At 65.6% G+C, this 18,489-nt stretch carries 14 protein-coding genes; 13 read left to right on the forward strand and 1 reads right to left on the reverse strand.

Annotated elements, in window-relative coordinates; translation table 11 throughout:
* Positions 1-91 precede the first annotated feature (91 nt).
* From LRC39_RS11035 to LRC39_RS11080, 10 genes are all read left to right on the forward strand, one after another.
* The gene (locus LRC39_RS11035; RefSeq protein ID WP_346297277.1) at positions 92-1,246 is read left to right on the forward strand and encodes an acyl-CoA dehydrogenase family protein; all 1,155 of its coding nucleotides are present in this window, start codon (positions 92-94) and stop codon (positions 1,244-1,246) included.
* 215 nt (positions 1,247-1,461) lie between these two features.
* Positions 1,462-2,112, forward strand: coding sequence for a glutathione S-transferase family protein (locus LRC39_RS11040; protein ID WP_107355302.1), 651 nt, complete (start codon positions 1,462-1,464; stop codon positions 2,110-2,112).
* A gap of 164 nt (positions 2,113-2,276) precedes the next feature.
* Positions 2,277-3,101 carry a helix-turn-helix transcriptional regulator gene (locus tag LRC39_RS11045; protein WP_346297278.1) on the forward strand — a complete coding sequence of 275 codons (825 nt, stop codon included), beginning with the start codon at positions 2,277-2,279 and terminating at the stop codon, positions 3,099-3,101.
* Between the two features lie 120 nt (positions 3,102-3,221).
* Positions 3,222-4,088: a 3-keto-5-aminohexanoate cleavage protein gene (locus LRC39_RS11050; protein ID WP_346297279.1), complete on the forward strand. Its 867-nt coding sequence runs from the start codon at positions 3,222-3,224 to the stop codon at positions 4,086-4,088.
* A gap of 165 nt (positions 4,089-4,253) precedes the next feature.
* A complete protein-coding gene (locus LRC39_RS11055) occupies positions 4,254-5,858 on the forward strand; it encodes an AMP-binding protein (RefSeq protein ID WP_346297280.1) in 1,605 nt (534 codons plus the stop codon).
* Between the two features lie 188 nt (positions 5,859-6,046).
* Complete coding sequence (locus LRC39_RS11060; protein ID WP_346297281.1) at positions 6,047-7,669, forward strand: acyl-CoA carboxylase subunit beta; 1,623 nt, start codon at positions 6,047-6,049, stop codon at positions 7,667-7,669.
* Positions 7,666-9,648, forward strand: a complete 1,983-nt coding sequence (locus LRC39_RS11065; protein ID WP_346297282.1) for an acetyl-CoA carboxylase biotin carboxylase subunit — start codon at positions 7,666-7,668, stop codon at positions 9,646-9,648. Before LRC39_RS11060 ends, LRC39_RS11065 begins: the two co-directional genes overlap by 4 nt.
* A 124-nt stretch (positions 9,649-9,772) precedes the next feature.
* On the forward strand, positions 9,773-10,552 hold the full coding sequence (locus tag LRC39_RS11070) for an enoyl-CoA hydratase/isomerase family protein (RefSeq protein ID WP_346297283.1): 780 nt from the start codon (positions 9,773-9,775) through the stop codon (positions 10,550-10,552).
* Positions 10,553-10,727: 175 nt separating this feature from the next.
* Complete coding sequence (locus tag LRC39_RS11075; protein ID WP_346297284.1) at positions 10,728-12,266, forward strand: AMP-binding protein; 1,539 nt, start codon at positions 10,728-10,730, stop codon at positions 12,264-12,266.
* 104 nt (positions 12,267-12,370) lie between these two features.
* Positions 12,371-13,816 (forward strand): hypothetical protein, encoded by a 1,446-nt coding sequence (locus tag LRC39_RS11080; RefSeq protein WP_346297285.1) that lies wholly within the window; start codon positions 12,371-12,373, stop codon positions 13,814-13,816.
* A gap of 93 nt (positions 13,817-13,909) precedes the next feature.
* Here LRC39_RS11080 and LRC39_RS11085 read toward each other — a convergent pair whose 3' ends face one another.
* Positions 13,910-15,178 carry a serine hydrolase domain-containing protein gene (locus LRC39_RS11085; protein WP_346297286.1) on the reverse strand — a complete coding sequence of 423 codons (1,269 nt, stop codon included), beginning with the start codon at positions 15,176-15,178 and terminating at the stop codon, positions 13,910-13,912.
* 231 nt (positions 15,179-15,409) lie between these two features.
* Between LRC39_RS11085 and LRC39_RS11090 the strand changes: the two genes are divergently transcribed.
* The 3 genes from LRC39_RS11090 (at position 15,410) to LRC39_RS11100 (ending at position 18,309) form a co-directional block, all read left to right on the forward strand.
* Positions 15,410-16,315 carry an intradiol ring-cleavage dioxygenase gene (locus LRC39_RS11090; RefSeq protein ID WP_346297287.1) on the forward strand — a complete coding sequence of 302 codons (906 nt, stop codon included), beginning with the start codon at positions 15,410-15,412 and terminating at the stop codon, positions 16,313-16,315.
* 30 nt (positions 16,316-16,345) lie between these two features.
* Positions 16,346-17,179: an aldo/keto reductase gene (locus LRC39_RS11095; RefSeq protein WP_346297288.1), complete on the forward strand. Its 834-nt coding sequence runs from the start codon at positions 16,346-16,348 to the stop codon at positions 17,177-17,179.
* Positions 17,180-17,364: 185 nt separating this feature from the next.
* Positions 17,365-18,309: a DMT family transporter gene (locus LRC39_RS11100; protein ID WP_107344117.1), complete on the forward strand. Its 945-nt coding sequence runs from the start codon at positions 17,365-17,367 to the stop codon at positions 18,307-18,309.
* Positions 18,310-18,489: the final 180 nt, after the last annotated feature.

Raw genomic sequence — 18,489 nt, forward strand, 5'->3', positions numbered from 1 at the left:
CGAGGTGACAACGATAAACGAAAATAACGAGCGAGATTCCGGGTTCGCCCGCCTGCGGCGTGCGCCCCGGAATGACCAGGGAAGAAACCAGATGCTGTTCACTGCCGACCACGACGAACCGCGCCGCATTCTGCAGAAGTTTATTCAGAGCGATATCAATCCCCACGTCGACGAGTGGGAGAACGCCGGCATCTTCCCGGCGCACGAACTGTTCAAGAGGCTCGGCGATCTCGGCTTCCTCGGGCTCAACAAGCCGGTCGAATATGGCGGGCAGGGGCTCGATTACTCTTACGCGCTGATGATGGCGGAGGAGCTCGGCGCAATCAATTGCGGCGGCGTGCCGATGGCGATCGGCGTGCAGACCGACATGGCGACGCCGGCGCTGGCGCGGTTCGGCTCTGACGAGCTGCGCAAGGAGTTTCTGGCCCCGTCGATCGCCGGTGACTACGTCGCCTGCATCGGCGTGTCGGAGCCTGGTGCGGGCTCGGACGTCGCCTCGATCAAGACCACGGCGAAATCCGACGGCGACGACTACGTGATTTCCGGCGGCAAGATGTGGATCACCAACGGCACCCAGGCCGACTGGATTTGCTTGCTGTGCAACACCGGCGAGGGCCCGGTGCATCGCAACAAATCGCTGATCTGCGTGCCGATGAAGACCAAGGGCGTCACGATCGCGCGCAAGCTCGACAAGCTCGGCATGCGGTCGTCCGACACCGCGCAGATTTACTTCGACGAGGTGCGGGTGCCGAAACGCAACCGGATCGGCGAAGAGGGCAAGGGCTTCACCTATCAGATGGTGCAGTTCCAGGAGGAGCGGCTGTGGGGCGCGGCGGCGTGCCTCAAGGCGCACGAGAAGACGATCCAGAACACCATCGAATACACCCGCGGCCGCAAGGCATTCGGCAAGCCGCTGCTGGACAACCAGGTGATCCACTTCCGTCTCGCCGAGCTGCAGACCGAGGTCGAACTACTGCGCTCGCTGGTGTATCGCGCCGCCGAAGCGCTGGTCGCCGGCGAAGACGTCACCCAGCTCGCCACGATGGCGAAGTTGAAGGCTGGCCGTTTGGGCCGCGAAGTCCCCGACGCCTGCCTGCAGTTCTGGGGCGGCATGGGCTTCATGAACGAAACCCTGGTAAGCCGCTCATATCGCGACAGCCGCCTGACCGCGATCGGCGGAGGCGCCGACGAGGTGATGCTCGGCATTCTGTGCAAGATGAACGGCACGCTGCCTGGGAAGGCGTAAGCACGTGACCGCAGCCGCGGTTCACCTCTCCCCGCGCGCGGGGAGAGGTCGGATTGCGCAGCAATCCGGGTGAGGGGGCGTATCCGCGAGGCCGAGAGTCGGTGCTTGTGTCGCCCCTCACCCCAGCCCTCTCCCCGCAAGGGCGGGGCGAGGGAGCGCGCTGTGCGATTGGCTGTGGCGATGCTAACAAACAATGACAGGGAGAACGCATACCCATGATCACGCTGTATCACTGCCATGGCGCGCGGTCGTTTCGGCCGTTGTGGATGCTGGAGGAGATGGGGCTCGCATACGAGCTGAAGATGCTGCCGTTTCCGCCGCGGGTGTTCGCCAAGGAGTATCTGGCGATCAATCCGCTCGGCACCATCCCGTTCATGATCGACGGCGACACCAAGATGACGGAGTCGTCCGGGATCTGTCAGTATCTCGGCACGCGCCACGGCCCGACGCCGCTGGTGGTCGGTGTCGATGATCCGGCCTACGGCGCGTACCTCAACTGGATGTTCTTCTCCGACGCGACGCTGACCTTCCCGCAGACGCTGGTGCTGCGCTACGGCACGCTGGAGCCGAACGAGCGGCGTCAGCCGCAGGTGGTCGAGGATTACGCCAAATGGTTCCTGGGCCGACTGCGCGCGGTCGAGGCCGCGGCGGGGCAGGGCGACTACCTCTGTGCCGGCAGGTTTACCGCCGCCGACGTGGTCAACGGCTATGCCCTGCGGCTCGCCAGCAATCTCGGCCTGGCCAAGGATTTCGGCCCGAACGTCACCGCCTATTGGGCCCGGTTGCAGCAGCGTGACGGCTATCAGCGGGCGCTGGAGGCCGAAACCCGCGCCGGCGAGGCCCAGCAGGTGCCGAAACGGGCCTGAAATCATTCACTTAAGCTCCGGCGCAGTTTGCTCGCCGGAGCGGGAACTCCGCGTCATCTCGCCCGGTGACAACGTCCCGGGTTGCTGTATTGTCTGGGTGCTCCGCAAAGAGGGCACCCGCAGAACCATGCGGCAACGGGCGACAACCCGCCCCGGGAGGAACGATGACGAACGACGCCTGTCCGGAATCCGGGCATCTGATGCTGATCAGCCCGGAACGGGTGTTTTATGCCGGCCTGTTGGGCCGTCCGCGACGCCGCACCAGTGGCGGTTACGCGATCTATGTTTCGATGCAGGGCAGTTTGCGGGTGACGATCGAAGGCCGCCCCGAACAGGTCGGCGCGGTGGCGTTCGTGCCGCCTTATCTGCCGCATAATGTCGAATCGGATTCGCGCTGCATCATCAGCCTGATCATCGAGCCCGAGACGGTGCTGCCGGGGCCGATGGCGGCGCTCGGCGTGCGGATCGGCGGAGCGGGCGCGATGGCACTGGCGAGCCGGATCCGACAGGCCTATGGGGCGCTGGTTGCGGTCGGCCGCCGCGACGGCTTCACCACCACCGAATTCGATAATCTGTTCTTCGGCGAGCCGCTGGCTGCCCGTGCGATCGATCGCCGCGTTGCTCGTGCGATCGCCCGCCTCAACGACGTCGGCACCGACACCGTCACGGCCGAGGATTGCGCCAGCGCCGCCAACCTGTCGCAGTCGCGCTTCCTGCATCTGTTCAAGGACGAGACCGGGGTGTCGTTCCGCGCCTTCCGCGCCTGGAAGCGGGCGCGGCATCTGCTGCACTTCGTCAACTCCGACATCAACCTGGCGCATCTGGCGCAAGATATCGGCTATCCGGACTCGACGCACTTCAGCCATTCGATCCGGCGGTTCTACGGTTTGCAGCCGCGCGCGATCTTCTCCGGCTCGCGCGATCTGGCGATCTGGCGCAGCGATCCGCAGAGCATGCGCGTCGCCGAACTGCGGCACGGCCGCACCTGATCACCGCACTCAGCGCGTCGGCGCAAGATACGCCGACGCGCGCTCAGCATCATTCTGCCCAACATGGTTCGCGTCGCAATCGCAGGCGGCGCTACAGCAACCTGAAAGGGCTGGAAACGAATGAGCGACAAGGCGGTGATCACCTGCTCGCTGAACGGCGTGCTGACAGATCCGAAGCAGCACCATGTGCCGGTGACGCCGGAACAGATGGCCCGCGAGGCCAAGGCGGCTTACGACGCCGGCGCCGCAATCGTTCACATCCATCTGCGCGATCAGCGTCCCGATAAGGGGCATCTGCCGAGCTGGGACGTCAACGTCTCGCGCGAGATCCAACAGGCGATCCGCGAAGCCTGCCCGGGCATCATCATCAACCACACCTCCGGCACCTCGGGCCCGAACTACCAGGGGCCGCTCGTCTGTATCCGCGAGACCAAGCCGGAGATCGCTGCCTGCAACGCCGGTTCGCTGAACTATCTCAAGGTCAAGGCCGACAACAGCTGGGCTTGGCCGCCGATGATGTTCGATAACGCGGTCGAGAAGGTACAGGACTTTCTCGATGCGATGAAGGACGCCGGCACCATCCCGGAATTCGAGTGCTTCGACGTCGGCATCGTGCGCTGCGTCGGCATGTACGTGCAGACGGGGATGTATTCCGGCCCGCTCGAATACAACTTCGTGATGGGCGTCGCCTCGGGCATGCCGGCCGATCCCGAACTGCTGCCGATCCTGCTCAAGCTGAAGCGGCCCGAGGCGCATTGGCAGGTCACAGCGATCGGCCGTGCCGAAATCTGGCCGCTGCACCAGGCCTGCGCCGATCTCGGCGGCCATTTGCGCACCGGACTCGAGGACACGTTCTATCTGGCCAATGGCGAGAAGGTGACGTCGAACGGCCAGCTGATCGAAGAGATCGCCGGCTGCGCGCGGCGGGCCGGGCGTGAGATCGCTTCGCCCGAAGAGGCGCGCAAGATTTTCGGCGTGCTGAATTAGTGAGTGTCATTCCGGGGCGCCGCGCAGCGGCGAACCCGGAATCCCGAGATGTTCTGCGCGTGTCGAGATTCCGGGTTCGCCGCTGCGCGCGCCCCGGAATGACCAGGTGGACAGGCTCTATCATCAAGCAGCCGGAAGAGCTGCCTCACCTCGAGGGAGTGAACCATGACCAGTCTTGAAGCGACCGGCGGCGTGCCGGGACCGGGGCGGATCGGCCGCGTGGCGATCGGCGACATCTTGCGTAAATCGGCGAAGCGGTTTCCGAACCGCATCGCACTGACCGACGGCGCCCGTCAGGTCAGCTATGGCGAACTCGAACGCGACGCCAACCGCTTCGCCAATGCTCTGGTCGCGCGCGGGCTGCAGCCGGGCGCCAAGATCTCGACGATCTGCAACAACTCGGTCGAGTTCGTCAAAGCGCTGTTCGGCATTCATCGTGCTGGCCTCGTCTGGGTGCCGATCAACACCATGCTCGGTCCGGACGACATGAGCTACATCCTCGACCACGCCGGCGTGAAGGTCGCGGTGATCGACGACAATCTGTTCGGCCAGCCGGAACGCCGCGCCGCGCTGGAAGCGCGCGGCATCGATCTGATCGCTGTCAATCTGGCCGGCAAGGCCGCCGAAACCGGACTGCCGACCTTCGATCAATTGCTCGACGGCCAGTCCGAGATCGAACCTGAAGTGACGTTCGACGATCGCGATCTGGCGATGATCATCTACACCTCGGGCACCACCTCGCGGCCGAAGGGGGCGATGCACGGCCACCTTGCGGTGACGATGGCGGCGATGAGCAATGCGATCGAGATGCAGCTGTCGCGCACCGACGGCATCACCGGACAATTTCCGCTGTTCCACTGTGCCGCTCACGTCGTGCTGCTGAGCTATCTGATCGTCGGCGGCAAGATGGCGCTGATGCGCGGCTTCGATCCGGTCGCCTGCATGGAGGCGATCCAGCGCGACAAGCTCACCGTCTTCATCGGCCTGCCGCTGATGTATCAGGTGATCCTCGACCATCCGCGGCGCAAGGAGTTCGATCTCTCGACCCTGCGCTGCTGCATCTACACCATGGCGCCGATGCCGCGGCCGCTGCTCGAGCGCGCGATCGCCGAGCTGTGCCCGACCTTTGTCCAGCCGTCGGGGCAGACCGAGATGTATCCGGCGACGACGATGTCGCAGCCGGACCGCCAGCTCGCTCGCTTCGGCAATTACTGGGGCGAGTCGACGCTGGTCAACGAGACCGCGATCATGGACGACGCCGGCAACCTTCTCGGCGTCGGTCAGGTGGGCGAGATCGTGCATCGCGGCCCCAACGTGATGCTCGGTTATTACAAGGATCCCGAAGCCACGGAGGCCGCGCGAAAATTCGGCTGGCACCACACCGGTGACCTGGCGCTGATCGACGAGCACGGCGAGGTGCTGTTCCTCGACCGCAAGAAGGACATGATCAAGTCCGGCGGTGAGAACGTCGCCTCGGTCAAGATCGAGGAGACGCTGCTGGCGCATCCGGCGGTGATGAATGCCGCGGTTGTCGGCCTGCCGCATCCGCAATGGGGCGAGGCGGTGTCCGGCTTCGTCAAGCTCAAGCCCGGCGCGGCCGCAACCGAGGCCGAGATTATCGAGCACTGCAAGAAGCATCTCGGCGGCTTCCAGGTGCCGAAGCTGCTGCGCATCGTCGACGACATGCCGATGACCGCGACCGGCAAACTGCGCAAGGTCGAACTGCGCAACGCCTTCACCGATCACTTCATGCTCGGGCAGACGGGGTGATCATAACATTGGAGTTCGTCATTCCGGGATGCGCCGCGTCAGCGGCGCAGGCCCGGAATCCATACTCCCTGCAGTGGTTATGGATTCCGGGCTCGCGCTTCGCGCGCCCCGGAATGACGAAAGAGAGCGGAGAGATTCCGGACCAGCCGACGTGTCGAGGCGCTTCCGGGAGCACAAGGACAAGCTGAATGGCAATCATCGAATCCACCGTAGCGCCGGGGAGTGAGGGCTTCAGGGCCAATCGCGACGGCATGCTGGCGCTGATCGAGCGGATGCGGATGCTGGAGGCGAGGGCGCGGACGCTGTCGGCAGGCTCCGCCGAGCGCTTCCACAAGCGCGGGCAGCTGTTGCCGCGCGAGCGCGTCGCGCTGGTGCTCGATCCCGGCACACCGTTCCTCGAACTGTCGACGCTGGCCGGTTACATGTTCGACACCGCCAACGCCGACAAGAGCGTGCCGGGCGGCGGTGTGATCGGCGGCATCGGCTATGTGGCCGGCATCCGCTGCATGATCAGCGCCAACGATTCCGGCATCGACGCCGGTGCGCTGCAGCCGTTCGGCCTCGACAAGACGCTGCGGATTCAGGAACTGGCGCTGGAGAACAGGCTGCCGTTCGTGCAACTGGTAGAGAGCGCCGGCGCCAATCTGCTGCGCTACCGCGTCGAGGACTTCGTCCGCGGCGGCAACATCTTCCGCAATTTGGCGCGAATGTCCGCCGCCGGACTGCCGGTGGTGACGGTGACGCATGGCTCATCCACCGCGGGCGGCGCGTATCAGACCGGCCTGTCCGACTACATCGTGATGGTGCGCGGCCGGACCCGGGCGTTTCTCGCAGGGCCGCCGTTGCTCAAGGCTGCGACAGGTGAGATCGCCACCGAGGAAGAACTCGGCGGCGCCGAGATGCACACCTCGATTTCCGGTCTCGGCGATTACCTCGCCGAAGACGACCGCGACGCGCTGCGGATCGCGCGCGACATCATGGCCGGGTTGCCGTGGGATCGCTCTGGTCCTGGGCCGGATCCTGCGACCTATCACCCGCCGCTGTATGATCCCGAGGAACTGCTCGGGATCATGCCGATGGATCACAAGCGTCCGGTCGACATGCGCCAGGTGATCGCCCGGATCGTCGACGACTCCGACTTCACCGAGATGTCGCCGAACTACGGCCCCGCCACGGTGGTCGGCCAGGCGCGGATCGCCGGCATGGCGATCGGCATCATCACCAATAACGGCCCGCTCGATCCGGCCGGCGCCAACAAGGCGACGCACTTCATCCAGGCCTGCTGCCAGTCGCGCACCCCGATCCTGTATCTCAACAACACCACCGGCTACATCGTCGGCCGCGCCTACGAAGAAGCCGGCATGATCAAGCACGGCTCCAAGATGATCCAGGCGGTGACCTCGGCCACCGTGCCGCAGATCACGATCTATTGCGGCGCTTCGTTCGGCGCCGGCAATTACGGCATGTGTGGCCGCGGCTTCCATCCGCGGTTCTGCTTCTCATGGCCCAACGCCAAGACCGCCGTGATGGGCGGCGAGCAGGCCGCCGAGACCATGGCGATCGTCGCCGAAGCCGGCGCGGCGCGGAAGGGCGTGCCGGTCGATCGCGACAAGCTCGATCAGATGAAGGCAGGCATCACCGCGGTGTTCAACGGCCAGATGGACGTGTTCGCGACCTCGGCGCGGATGCTCGACGACGGTGTGATCGACCCCCGCGACACTCGCGCGGTGCTCGCCGAAGTGCTGGCGATCTGTCGCGAGAGCGAAGCGCGCGAGCCGCAGCGCATGCAGTTCGCGGTGTCCCGGCCATGAGTGTGACCCGTATGTTGAAGCTGACGCCGTTTTCCAAGATCCTGATCGCCAACCGCGGCGAGATCGCGCTGCGGGTGATGCGCAGCGCGCGCCGGCTCGGTTATGGTGTGGTCGCCGTGTATTCCGACGCGGATCGCGACGCCGCCCACGTTCGCGCCGCCGATGAGGCGGTGGCGATCGGCGGTGCGCAGCCGTCGCAGTCGTATCTCAACATCCCGGCGATCATCCAGGCAGCGAAGACCGCCGGCGCCGACGCGGTGCATCCCGGCTACGGATTCCTCGCCGAGAACGAAGACTTCGCCGCTGCCTGCCGCGATGCGGGGCTGGTCTTTATCGGACCATCGGCAGAGTCGATTGCCGCGATGGGCAACAAGGCCGGTGCCAAGGAGATCATGCTGAAGGCCGGTGTGCCATGCGTGCCGGGCTATCAGGGCGAAGATCAAAGCGACGCTGCGATGATCCGCGAAGCCGAGCGGATCGGCTTTCCGATCATGATCAAGGCGGTGGCGGGCGGCGGTGGCCGCGGCATGCGGCTGGTGACGGACGCCCCGGCGCTGCCCGACGCGCTGCGCAGTGCGCGCTCGGAAGCGCAAAGCGCGTTCGGCGATCCGACCGTGATCCTGGAGCGCGCGATCCTGCAGCCGCGCCACATCGAGATCCAGGTGTTCGGTGATCGCTATGGCGGCGCGATCCATCTCGGTGAGCGCGACTGCTCGGTGCAGCGCCGGCACCAGAAGCTGATCGAGGAGGCACCGTCTCCGGCGGTGTCGGAAGCTTTGCGCGAGCAGATGGGCACGGTTGCCGTGAATGCCGTCAAGGCGATCGGCTACGAAGGCGCCGGCACGCTGGAGTTCCTGCTCGACACCGAAGGCAACTTCTACTTCATGGAGATGAACACCCGGCTGCAGGTCGAGCATCCGGTGACCGAAGCGATCACCGGGCTCGATCTGGTCGAGCTGCAGCTGCGGATCGCCGCCGGCGAACCGCTGCCGCTGCGCCAGGATGACGTGACCTTCAAGGGCCACGCCATTGAAGTGCGGCTGTGCTCGGAGGATGCCGACCACGACTTCATGCCGCAATCGGGCCGGATGGCGCTGTGGCGGATGCCGGGCGAGCTGCGGGTCGAGCACGCGCTGCAATCGGGTGCGGAGATCCCGCCGTATTACGACTCCATGATCGCCAAGGTGATCGCGGTCGGTGCCAGCCGGGATGAGGCGCGGCGCAAGCTGATCCATGGCCTCGACGGCACCATTGCCTTCGGCGTCACCACCAATCGCGGCTTCCTCGCTGCCTGTCTGGGCCACCAGGTGTTCGCGGCCGGCGAGGCGACCACAGCCTTCATCGCGCAGCATCGCGACGAGTTAGTGCGGTCGCTGCCGGACGATGCGGTGCCGGCACCCGCGGTCGCGGCGCTGCTGCTCTACGTCACCGACCGCCACGCGCCGCCGCATCGGCCGGGCCGTTCGCTCGCGGCGGTGTTTCCGACCCGGCTCAAGTTCGAACTCGACGGCGCGGAGCAGGCCTGCGAGGTAGTGCGCGAGCGCGACGGCAGCTACGTCGTGAGCCAGGAGGGGCAATCGATCAGCTTTGTGATCGAGGAGCTGTCTGTTGGCGGCATCCGCTTCCAGGCCAAGGGCCTCGGCGAGTCTGCGGTGTTCCACCGCGATGGCGACCGGCTGTTCGTGCAGCGACTCGGCGTTCAGAACAGCATCGTCGACCTGACCCGCGCGGCGCCGCAAAGTGCCGCGCGTGGCGGCGGCGACGGCAAGTTGCGCGCGGCGCTCAACGGCCGCGTCGTCGCGGTGCTGGTCAAAGCCGGCGACCGTGTCGAGGCCGGCCAACCGGTGCTGACGCTGGAAGCGATGAAGATGGAGCACGTGCACACGGCGCCTGGCTCTGGCATCATCACCATCGATGTCGCTGAAGGCGAGCAGGTCACCGCCGGCCGCATCGTCGCCGAGATCGAAGCGGCGACGTAGAGTTCTGGAGCACTAACTATCCCCGTCATTGCGAGCGAAGCGAAGCAATCCAGAGCGCAGTGCACGGAGCTGGATTGTTTCGTCGCTCCGCTCCTCGCAATGACGAAGACGAAGGGCATTTGACATGAGCAACGACGCCGTGATCATCGAGAAGCGCGAAAGCGCGCTGTGGATCACCATCAACCGTCCCGACAAGCGCAACGCCATCAACGCCGGCGTGGTCGAGGGCATCACAAGCGGCTGGAAGCAGGCGCATGACGACGCCGAGGTGCGGGTGATCGTGCTCACCGGCGCCGGTGACAAGGCGTTCTGCGCCGGCGCAGATCTGCAATCGACCGGGGCGGCGTTCTCGTTCGATTTTTCCAAGCCGAATGTCGACTACGCCGATCTGTTGCGATTGGCGCAGAACGCGACCAAGCCGTCGATCGCCCGCGTCAACGGCACCTGCATGGCCGGCGGCATGGGGCTGTTGTGCATGACCGATATGGCGGTGGCGGCCGACAACGTCGTGTTCGGACTTCCCGAGGTCAAGGTCGGCGTGTTCCCGATGCAGGTCATGAGCCTGTTGCAGGACATCGCGCCGCGGCGCCTAATCGCCGAATGGTCGCTGACCGGCGAGCCGTTCGATGCGCAAGCCGCCCTGGCGGCTGGCCTCCTCAACTACGCCGTGCCGGCCGCCGAGCTCGACGCCAAGGTCGAGTGGCTGGCGAAGCGGCTGACCGACAAATCGCCGACCGCAATCCGCCGCGGCAAATACGCGATGCGCGCGATCGCCTCGATGTCGTTCGACGAGAGCATCGCCTACACCGAAAGCCAGATCGCGCTGCTGGCGATGACCGAAGACGCCAAGGAAGGCCTGAAAGCCTTCGCCGAGAAGCGCAAGCCGGTGTGGCCGGGGAAGTGACCGCCGCAGGCGGTCATTCCGGGGCGCGCGGAGCGCGAACCCGGAATCCCGAGGTTGTGGCGGCGAGATTCCGGGCTCGCTCACTTCGTGAGCGCCCCGGAATGACTCGTTGAGAGGACGAAGACCTAACAGCCACGCCGCAGCAAGCGGCGGGCACAGACAGGGAGGGACCACGATGCTCGCATCCGAGATGATCCGGCGCGGCGCGGTGTATCACGGGCCGAAGACGGCGGTGATGTTCGGCGATCAGCGCATGACCTTCACCGAGGTCGATCTGCTGTCGAATCGTATCGCCAATGTCTTCATCGACACCTTCAAGCTCGATGTCGGCAGCCGGGTCGGGATGCTGCTGAACAATTCGATCTACACGCTGCCGATCGATTTCGGCTTCGTCAAATCGCGGCTGTCGCGGGTGCCGCTGAATTCCCGCCTGTCACTGGTCGAACAGCAACAGATGCTGGAAGGCGCCGGCGTCGATATCCTGATTCACGGCACCGACCTGACAGATCGCGCCCGCGAGCTGGCGCAGGCGATGCAGGGCCTGAAGCTGATCAGCATCGGCAGCGCGGATGCGGACGATCTGCTGCAGCTCGCCAAGGCGCAGTCCGAAGCGCCGCCGGCGCGGCGCAGCGAGCCGGACGACATCGTCATCACCATCTTCACCTCCGGCACCACCGGCAAGCTCAAGGCGGTGGAGCACACCCAGGCGAGCTGGGCGGCGATGGCCACCAATGTGCTGATCAATATGGAGGTCGGCGAGGGCGACGTGATGCTGCACGCCGCCTCGATGATCCACGCCTCGGGCTGTTTCATCGTGCCGTATTGGCTGCGCGGCGGCGTCGCCGCGGTGCTGCCGGGCTTCACGCCCGCAAGCTATCTCGACGCGGTCGAGCGCTGGAAGCCGACTGCGCTCAATCTGGTACCGACAATGATTGGCATGCTGCTCGATCATCCGGGCATCGAGCAGGCCGACTTTTCGAGCGTCAAACGCATCATCTACGGCGCCTCGCCGATGCCGCGGCCGGTGATGCAGCGGGCACTCAAGCTGTGGGGCCCGCGGTTCGCGCAGTATTACGGCCAGTCCGAAGCACCAATCTTCATCACCCATCTGACCCAGCAGGATCATGTCGGGCCAAAAGCCGAGCAGCGGCTCGCCTCCTGCGGCCGGCCGTCGATCGATTGCGAGGTTAAACTGGTCGATGAAACGGGCGAGGAGGTCGCGCCGGGCGAGGCCGGTGAGATTGCGCTGCGCACGCCGTTTGCGATGAAGGGCTATTACAACGCGCCCGAATTGAACGCGCAGATGTTCCTGCCCGACGGCTGGCTGCGCACCCGCGACGTCGGTCGCTTCGACGAGGACGGCTATCTGTATCTGGTCGACCGCACTTCGGACATGATCGTGTCGGGCGGCTACAACGTGTATCCGCGCGAGGTCGAGGACGCGCTTGCGGCGCATCCGGCGGTGCGCGAGGTGGTGGTGGTCGGGCTACCCGACGATAAATGGGGCGAGAGCGTCGCGGCCTTCGTGGCATTGCGCGCCGGCGCCAGTGCCGAGGAAGCCGAGCTGATCGCTTTCGCGCGCGAGCGGGTGGCGAGCTACAAAGTGCCGAAGCAGGTGCGGTTCATCGACGAGGTGCCGAAGAGCCCGGTCGGCAAGCTGCTGCGCCGCGCGGTGCGCGATCCGTTCTGGCAGGGCCGCGACCGCAAGATCTGAGGGTTAACAAGATCTGAACGCCGGGGCCTGTAGCTTTACCGGATATTATCGGCGGTTGTGGTTCGATTTCCGGAACGTTGCTTCCGATCGGAAAGAGCCGCTCCTTGACCGTTCCGGCGATCCATTTGACCGAGACCGCCGGCGCGCGCAGCTTCGTGCTGCCGCTGCTGGTCGGCACCGGCGTGCTCGTCTTCCTGCTGCTGTTCGGCGACAGCCTGCTGCAGGATTCCGACAGCTACTGGCAGATCGAAACCGGGCGCTGGATTTTGGCCCACGGCACGGTGCCGACGGTCGACAGCTTCTCGTTCAGCAAGGCCGGCGAGCCGTGGCAGTCGAGCTCGTGGCTGGCGCAGGTGATCTTTGCGCTGGCGATGCAGGCCGGTTGGGCCGGGCCGGTGATCGTCACCGCACTCGCGGTCGCGGCGGCGCTGGCAATGTTCACCGCTTACCTCGAGCGCTACGCCTCCGCGCTGGTGACGTCGGCGCTGGCGCTCGCCGTGATGGTGCTGATCATGCCGCACGTGCTGGCACGGCCGCACATGCTGACGCTTCCCGTCATGGTGGCCTGGTTCATCGGCCTGATCGATGCAGCCGATCGGAAAGCTGCGCCGCCCTGGGCGCTGCTGCTGGTGATGATGCTGTGGGCCAATCTGCATGGCGGCTTCGTGTTCGGACTGATGCTGATCGGCCCGTTGGGAGTGGAGGCGCTGCGCCAGGCCGAGCCGCAGCGCCGATGGTCGCTGGCACTGCGCTGGGCCGCGTTCGGCGTCGCTGCCGTCACCGCCTGTTGCGCCACGCCTTATGGCTGGGGCACGCTGCTGGCAGCCACCAAGATCCTCAGCCTCGGCGAAGTGCTGTCGACGCTCGGCGAGTGGGCGTCGTCGGATTTCTCCAAGTTCGGCACCTTCGAAGCCAGCCTGCTGACGCTGTTCGGCATCGCCCTTGCGCGCGGGCTGACACTGCCGTGGCCGCGGCTGCTGTTGGTGCTCGGGCTGGTGCATATGGCGCTCGCCCATGTCCGCAGCATCGAACACTACGCTCTCCTGGTCCCGATGATCGCGGCGCGGCCGTGGGCGCTGCAGCTCGGGCTTGGGCGCAAGTCGGCCGAGGCGAAGCCTGATCTCGCTCCGCCGGCCTGGGCCGGCGTCGTCGCGGTGATCGCAATCATCGCGGCCACGGTCGCCGCGGCGCCGCGGCTGCATTATCGCTTCGACGAGTCCCAGGTGCCGGAGCGGGCACTGGCCGCCGTGCAGGCACACGGCGCCAAGCGGATCTTCAACGCCTACATCTTCGGCGGCTATCTGATCTCGCGCCACGTGCCGGTGTTCATCGACGGCCGTGCCGAGCTGTACGGCGAGGCGCGGGTGATGGACATGATCCGCGCCACTGCAGGGCGCGATCCCGCCGCGCTCGACCGCATGCTGAACGACAACGACATCGATGCGACGATGCTGCCGCCTAGCGCGCCTGCCGTCCGGCAGATGGACGAACGGCCGGGCTGGCGCCGGCTCTACGCCGACGATATCGCCGTCGTGCATGTGCGCGATTAGCTCGGTCGTTCCGAGCGAAGCAATCCAGTTTCGAGCAGAGCGGGATTGCTTCGTCGCTTCGCTTCTCTGGATGACGAGAGGACAGGCTGCGATCTAAAGATTGCTCTCGGTGATCGCGCTGTACACCAGGGTGCGCAACTCGCGGCGGATCGGGTAGGCGCTGGAGGGGATCAGCTGGGTCATGAAGATGGTGATCAGCTCTTCGGCCGGGTCGACCCAGAACGCCGTCGAGGCGGCGCCGCCCCAATAGAATTCACCGGCCGAGCCCGGCAGCAGCGTCAGCGCCGGATTCATGTTGACGGCGAAGCCGAGGCCGAAGCCGATGCCGGCATTGGTCGCTTCGGAGAACATCGACAGCGACATCTGGGTGAGGTCGCGGTTGCCGGGCAAATGATTGCTGGTCATCAGCTTCAGCGTCTTCGGCCCGAGCAGCCGGACGCCGCCGAGTTCGCCGCCGTTGAGCAGCGCACGGCAGAAGGTGAGATAGTCGGCGGTGGTCGACACCAGCCCGCCGCCGCCGGAGATCAGCGCGGGCGGGGCGAGGAAGCTCGAGGTTGCCGGATCGTCCGACAGCGTCATGCCGCCCTTGCCGTCGGCGGTGTAGCAGGCGGCGAGCCGCTGCGCCTTGGCGGCCGGCACGTAGAAGTCGGTGTCAGTCATGCCGAGCGGATCGAGGATGCGCTGCTTGACGAACTGCTCGAACGGCATGCCGCTGATCTTCTGGACGATGTAGCCGACGATGTCGGTCGACACCGAGTAGTTCCAGGCATCGCCCGGCGAGAATTCCAGCGGGATCTGCGCCAGATCGGCGATCCAGGAATCCAGCGTGCCGGCCTTCTCGAAGGCGCCGATGCCTTTGTCGCGATAGGCGGCGTCGATATTGGTGCGATTCTGGAAGCCATAGGTCAGGCCGGAGGTGTGGCGCAGCAGGTCGACCACCTGCATCGGCCGCGCCGGCGGCTTGGTCAGGAAATATGGCGCGATGCCGGCCTGGAACACGCCGAGATTGGCCCATTGCGGAATGTACTTCACCACCGGATCGTCGAGCTGCACCCGGCCTTCCTCGAACAGCATCATCAATGCCACCGAGGTGATCGGCTTGGTCATCGAATAGATGCGGAAGATGGTGTCGTCGCGCACCGCGACTTTGCGTTCGACGTCGGCGAAGCCGAGCGAGGACTGGTACACGATCTGGCCGCGACGATACACCAGTGTCTGGGTGCCGGGCAGCTTGCCGGAATCGAGATACAGCCGCTGCAGATGATCGTCGATCCGGCGCAGCGCGGCCTCGGACATGCCGGCGCTGGCGGCCGATCCGATTGTCGGCGTCGAGGATTGGGCTACGGCGGCTTGGCTCGGCATCGCTTCACTCCTTAAAGATCGTGGATCGTCCGGTTGACGGTCCCGGATTCTGAGATGGTTCGCTCGGGCGCCCTTGATATCGGAAAACCGTGACGCGTTCTATCGGCGCCATGCGGCGCGCGATGCGCCGACGTCTGTGCTTCCATGCATGCCCGCCTTCCGTGGCGGCGCTTACCACGGCCGGAAGCATGGTGTACCGTCGCCGCCTCTCCAACGACCATTGAGCGGGACATGCCTCAATTCGACGAGACCGACCTCACCGAGGCGGTCGTCAAGAGCTTCGACGAAACCCCCGATCCGCGCATGAAGCTGTTGATGCGCGAGCTGGTGCGCTCGCTGCACGACTACGTCCGCCGCACCGGCCTGACCTTCGAGGAATGGGAGAAGGCGATCGATTTCCTCACCCGGACGGGGCAGAAATGCACGCCGAGCCGGCAGGAATTCATCCTGCTGTCTGACGTGCTCGGGGTCTCGATGCTGGTCGATGCCGTCAATCACCGAGATCGCGCCGGCGCGACGCAGACGACGGTGCTCGGCCCGTTCTATGTCGGCGAGCACAAGCCGATGCCGCATGGCGCCGACATTGCCGAAGGCGTTGACGGTGAGCCGATGTATGTCACGGCCCGTGTCACCGACCTCGACGGCGCACCGGTTGTCAACGCCGCCGTCGACGTCTGGCACGCTGACGATGACGGCTTCTACGATTCCCAGAAGCCCGGCTATGCCGAGCAGGGCGCATCGCTGCGGGCGCGGTTCGCGACCGACGCGGATGGTCGGGTGGCGTTCCGCACCATCCTGCCTTGCAGCTATCCGATCCCGATCGATGGTCCGGTCGGTGACCTGATCCTGGCGGCCCACAGGCACCCGATGCGGCCGGCCCATGTGCATTTTCTGGTCAGCGCCCCTGGCTTCGAGCCGCTGGTCACCCATGTTTTCATCGAAGGTGATAAATATCTGGAGTCCGACGTCGTCTTCGGAGTCAAGGACGAGCTGATTTCGAACGTTGAATTGCGCAACGATGCGGTGATGCCCGACGGTCGCGAAGCCTCGGGGCCGTGGCATTTGATGACCTACGAGTTCCGGCTGAAGCTGGGCCAAGGCGCCGCGCCGCGGCCGATGATGGCCAGCACGGCGTGATCGTGATGGGAGTGGATGGTGACTGGGGACATGCGCAGATTCGGCCGGATGGGGCCGAAGCTTGCGCCGATCGGGCAGGGCACCTGGTATATCGACCAGGGTGACCGCGCGTCGGCGCTCGCCGCGCTGCGGCGCGGCCTCGATCTCGGCCTGACGCACATCGACACTGCCGAGATGTACGGCGACGCCGAGCCTCTGGTCGCCGAAGCGATTGCCGGTCGGCGCGACGAGGTGTTCTTGGTTTCGAAAGTGTTACCGAGCAACGCCTCCCGCCGCGGCACCGTCGCGGCCTGCGAGCGCTCGCTGGCGCGGCTCCGCACCGATCGGCTCGACTGCTACCTGCTGCATTGGCGTGGGCATTATCAGCTCAGCGAGACGGTCGCGGCGTTCGAGGAGCTGGTCGCCGCCGGCAAGATTCTGTCCTGGGGCGTCAGCAATTTCGACGCCGGCGACCTGCGCGAGCTGCACAGGCTCGCCGGAGAGGGCAAGATCGCCTGCAATCAGGTGCTGTATCATCTGCTCGAACGGGCGATCGAGCACACCGTTATTCCGTGGTGCGAGGCTCATGGCGTCGCGGTGACGGCCTATTCGCCGTTCGGTCACGACGAATTTCCGGCGCCGCGTAGCGCGGCGGGCCGGCTGCTGCAGAGCATCGCCGACGCCCATGGCGCGACGCCGCGGCAAGTGGCACTGGCGTTTCTGACCCGGCGGCCGTCGGTGTTTGCGATCCCGAAAGCCGGCAATCCGGCCCACGCCGCGGACAATGCGGCGGCCCTCGCGCTGCGGCTCAGCGATGAGGAGATCGACGCGATCAATCAGGCCTGTCCACTCGGCCCGGAGCCCGCCAGCCTGCCGATGCTGTGAGCAAAGCGCAGGCGAGGCGACACAAGCCCACCGCGCAGGCGCTTTTCGGCCTTTCGCATGACCGAGTCCCAATTTCGGGACTTGTCCTGGCGCGCCGAACATCGTTTTGTCGGATTATTAGTTGATGGGGACCTCCGTCCGCGGACGTGTCCCGCCTCCAGCCATCTCCAAAGCGTTATCCAGCCTTGACCGTCACCTCGCCAAGCAACGACGCCGTGCGCCGGCTCACTCACCGCCACGCCGACCATCCGCTGCGCGGCATCGCGCTGATCGTCGGCTCGACGGTGTTTCTCGCCTGTTCAGATACACTGGCGAAGTATCTCGGCCGCACGCTGCCGCCGATCGAGATCGGCTGGATTCGGTTTCTGGTGTTCCTGCTGATCATGATCCCGGTGGCGCTCGCCTCCAAGGAATCGCCGCTGCGCTCGGTGCGGCCGAAGCTGCAGGTGCTGCGGGCGCTGGCGCTGGTGTCATCCTCGGTGCTGTTCATCACCAGCCTGCAGTTCCTGCCGATCGCGGAAGCCTCGGCGACGTCGTTCGTGGCGCCGCTGTTTGTCACCGCGCTGTCGATCCCGCTGCTCGCCGAGCACGTCGGCATCCGGCGCTGGATCGCGACGCTGGTCGGCCTGGTCGGCGTGCTGATCGTGATTAGGCCCGGCTCGGCCGCGTTCGATCCTGCGGTGCTGCTGCCGATCCTGTCGGCATTCGGTTGGGCGCTGACGCTTACCTTGACGCGGATGATCAGCGGTGCCGATCGCGCGGTGGTCACGATGTCGTTCTCGGCGTTGGTCGGCTTCATCACGCTCAGCGCGGTGGTGCCGTTCGTCTGGGTGACGCCGACCTGGCAGGACATCGGCATCGGCCTGCTGGTCGGGCTCGCCTCGACCATGGGGCAGTGGGTGGTCGTGCTGGCCTATCGCTATGCCGACGCCTCGGTGCTGGCGCCGTTCACCTACAGCCAGCTTGTCTGGGTCGCGTTTCTCGGCTTTGGCGTGTTCGGCGAGGTGCCCGACGTCTGGACGTTTGTCGGCGCCGCGGTGATCATCGGCAGCGGCATCTACACCGCACAGCGCGAGCGGCTACGCCGCAAGCAGCAGGAACTGCCCTCGGAGCCGTATCCGAGCCCCTGAGCTATCCGCGCGCGAACGCGAACTATGCGACTTCTCGTTGTTGTTGACTGCTATCTACACGTAGCAATATTCCAGCGATGATGAGTAGCGGATGTCGCGCGGCGTTCGGCCGCGACGGCTGCGGTCAATTCAGCGATCGCTTTAAGCTTTAGGCAAAACCACGATGCCAGAGTGCGAAGC

Source organism: Rhodopseudomonas sp. P1 (assembly GCF_039642825.1).
Classification (GTDB): Bacteria; Pseudomonadota; Alphaproteobacteria; order Rhizobiales; family Xanthobacteraceae; genus Rhodopseudomonas; species Rhodopseudomonas palustris_H.

What these genes read in the sequence shown, in the direction of transcription:
- LRC39_RS11035 (WP_346297277.1), top strand. Translation starts at nt 92, where the DNA reads ATGCTGTTCACTGCCGACCACGACGAACCGCGCCGCATTCTGCAGAAG.
- LRC39_RS11040 (WP_107355302.1), top strand. Translation starts at nt 1,462, where the DNA reads ATGATCACGCTGTATCACTGCCATGGCGCGCGGTCGTTTCGGCCGTTG.
- LRC39_RS11045 (WP_346297278.1), top strand. Translation starts at nt 2,277, where the DNA reads ATGACGAACGACGCCTGTCCGGAATCCGGGCATCTGATGCTGATCAGC.
- LRC39_RS11050 (WP_346297279.1), top strand. Translation starts at nt 3,222, where the DNA reads ATGAGCGACAAGGCGGTGATCACCTGCTCGCTGAACGGCGTGCTGACA.
- LRC39_RS11055 (WP_346297280.1), top strand. Translation starts at nt 4,254, where the DNA reads ATGACCAGTCTTGAAGCGACCGGCGGCGTGCCGGGACCGGGGCGGATC.
- LRC39_RS11060 (WP_346297281.1), top strand. Translation starts at nt 6,047, where the DNA reads ATGGCAATCATCGAATCCACCGTAGCGCCGGGGAGTGAGGGCTTCAGG.
- LRC39_RS11065 (WP_346297282.1), top strand. Translation starts at nt 7,666, where the DNA reads ATGAGTGTGACCCGTATGTTGAAGCTGACGCCGTTTTCCAAGATCCTG.
- LRC39_RS11070 (WP_346297283.1), top strand. Translation starts at nt 9,773, where the DNA reads ATGAGCAACGACGCCGTGATCATCGAGAAGCGCGAAAGCGCGCTGTGG.
- LRC39_RS11075 (WP_346297284.1), top strand. Translation starts at nt 10,728, where the DNA reads ATGCTCGCATCCGAGATGATCCGGCGCGGCGCGGTGTATCACGGGCCG.
- LRC39_RS11085 (WP_346297286.1), bottom strand. Translation starts at nt 15,178, where the DNA reads ATGCCGAGCCAAGCCGCCGTAGCCCAATCCTCGACGCCGACAATCGGA.
- LRC39_RS11090 (WP_346297287.1), top strand. Translation starts at nt 15,410, where the DNA reads ATGCCTCAATTCGACGAGACCGACCTCACCGAGGCGGTCGTCAAGAGC.
- LRC39_RS11095 (WP_346297288.1), top strand. Translation starts at nt 16,346, where the DNA reads ATGCGCAGATTCGGCCGGATGGGGCCGAAGCTTGCGCCGATCGGGCAG.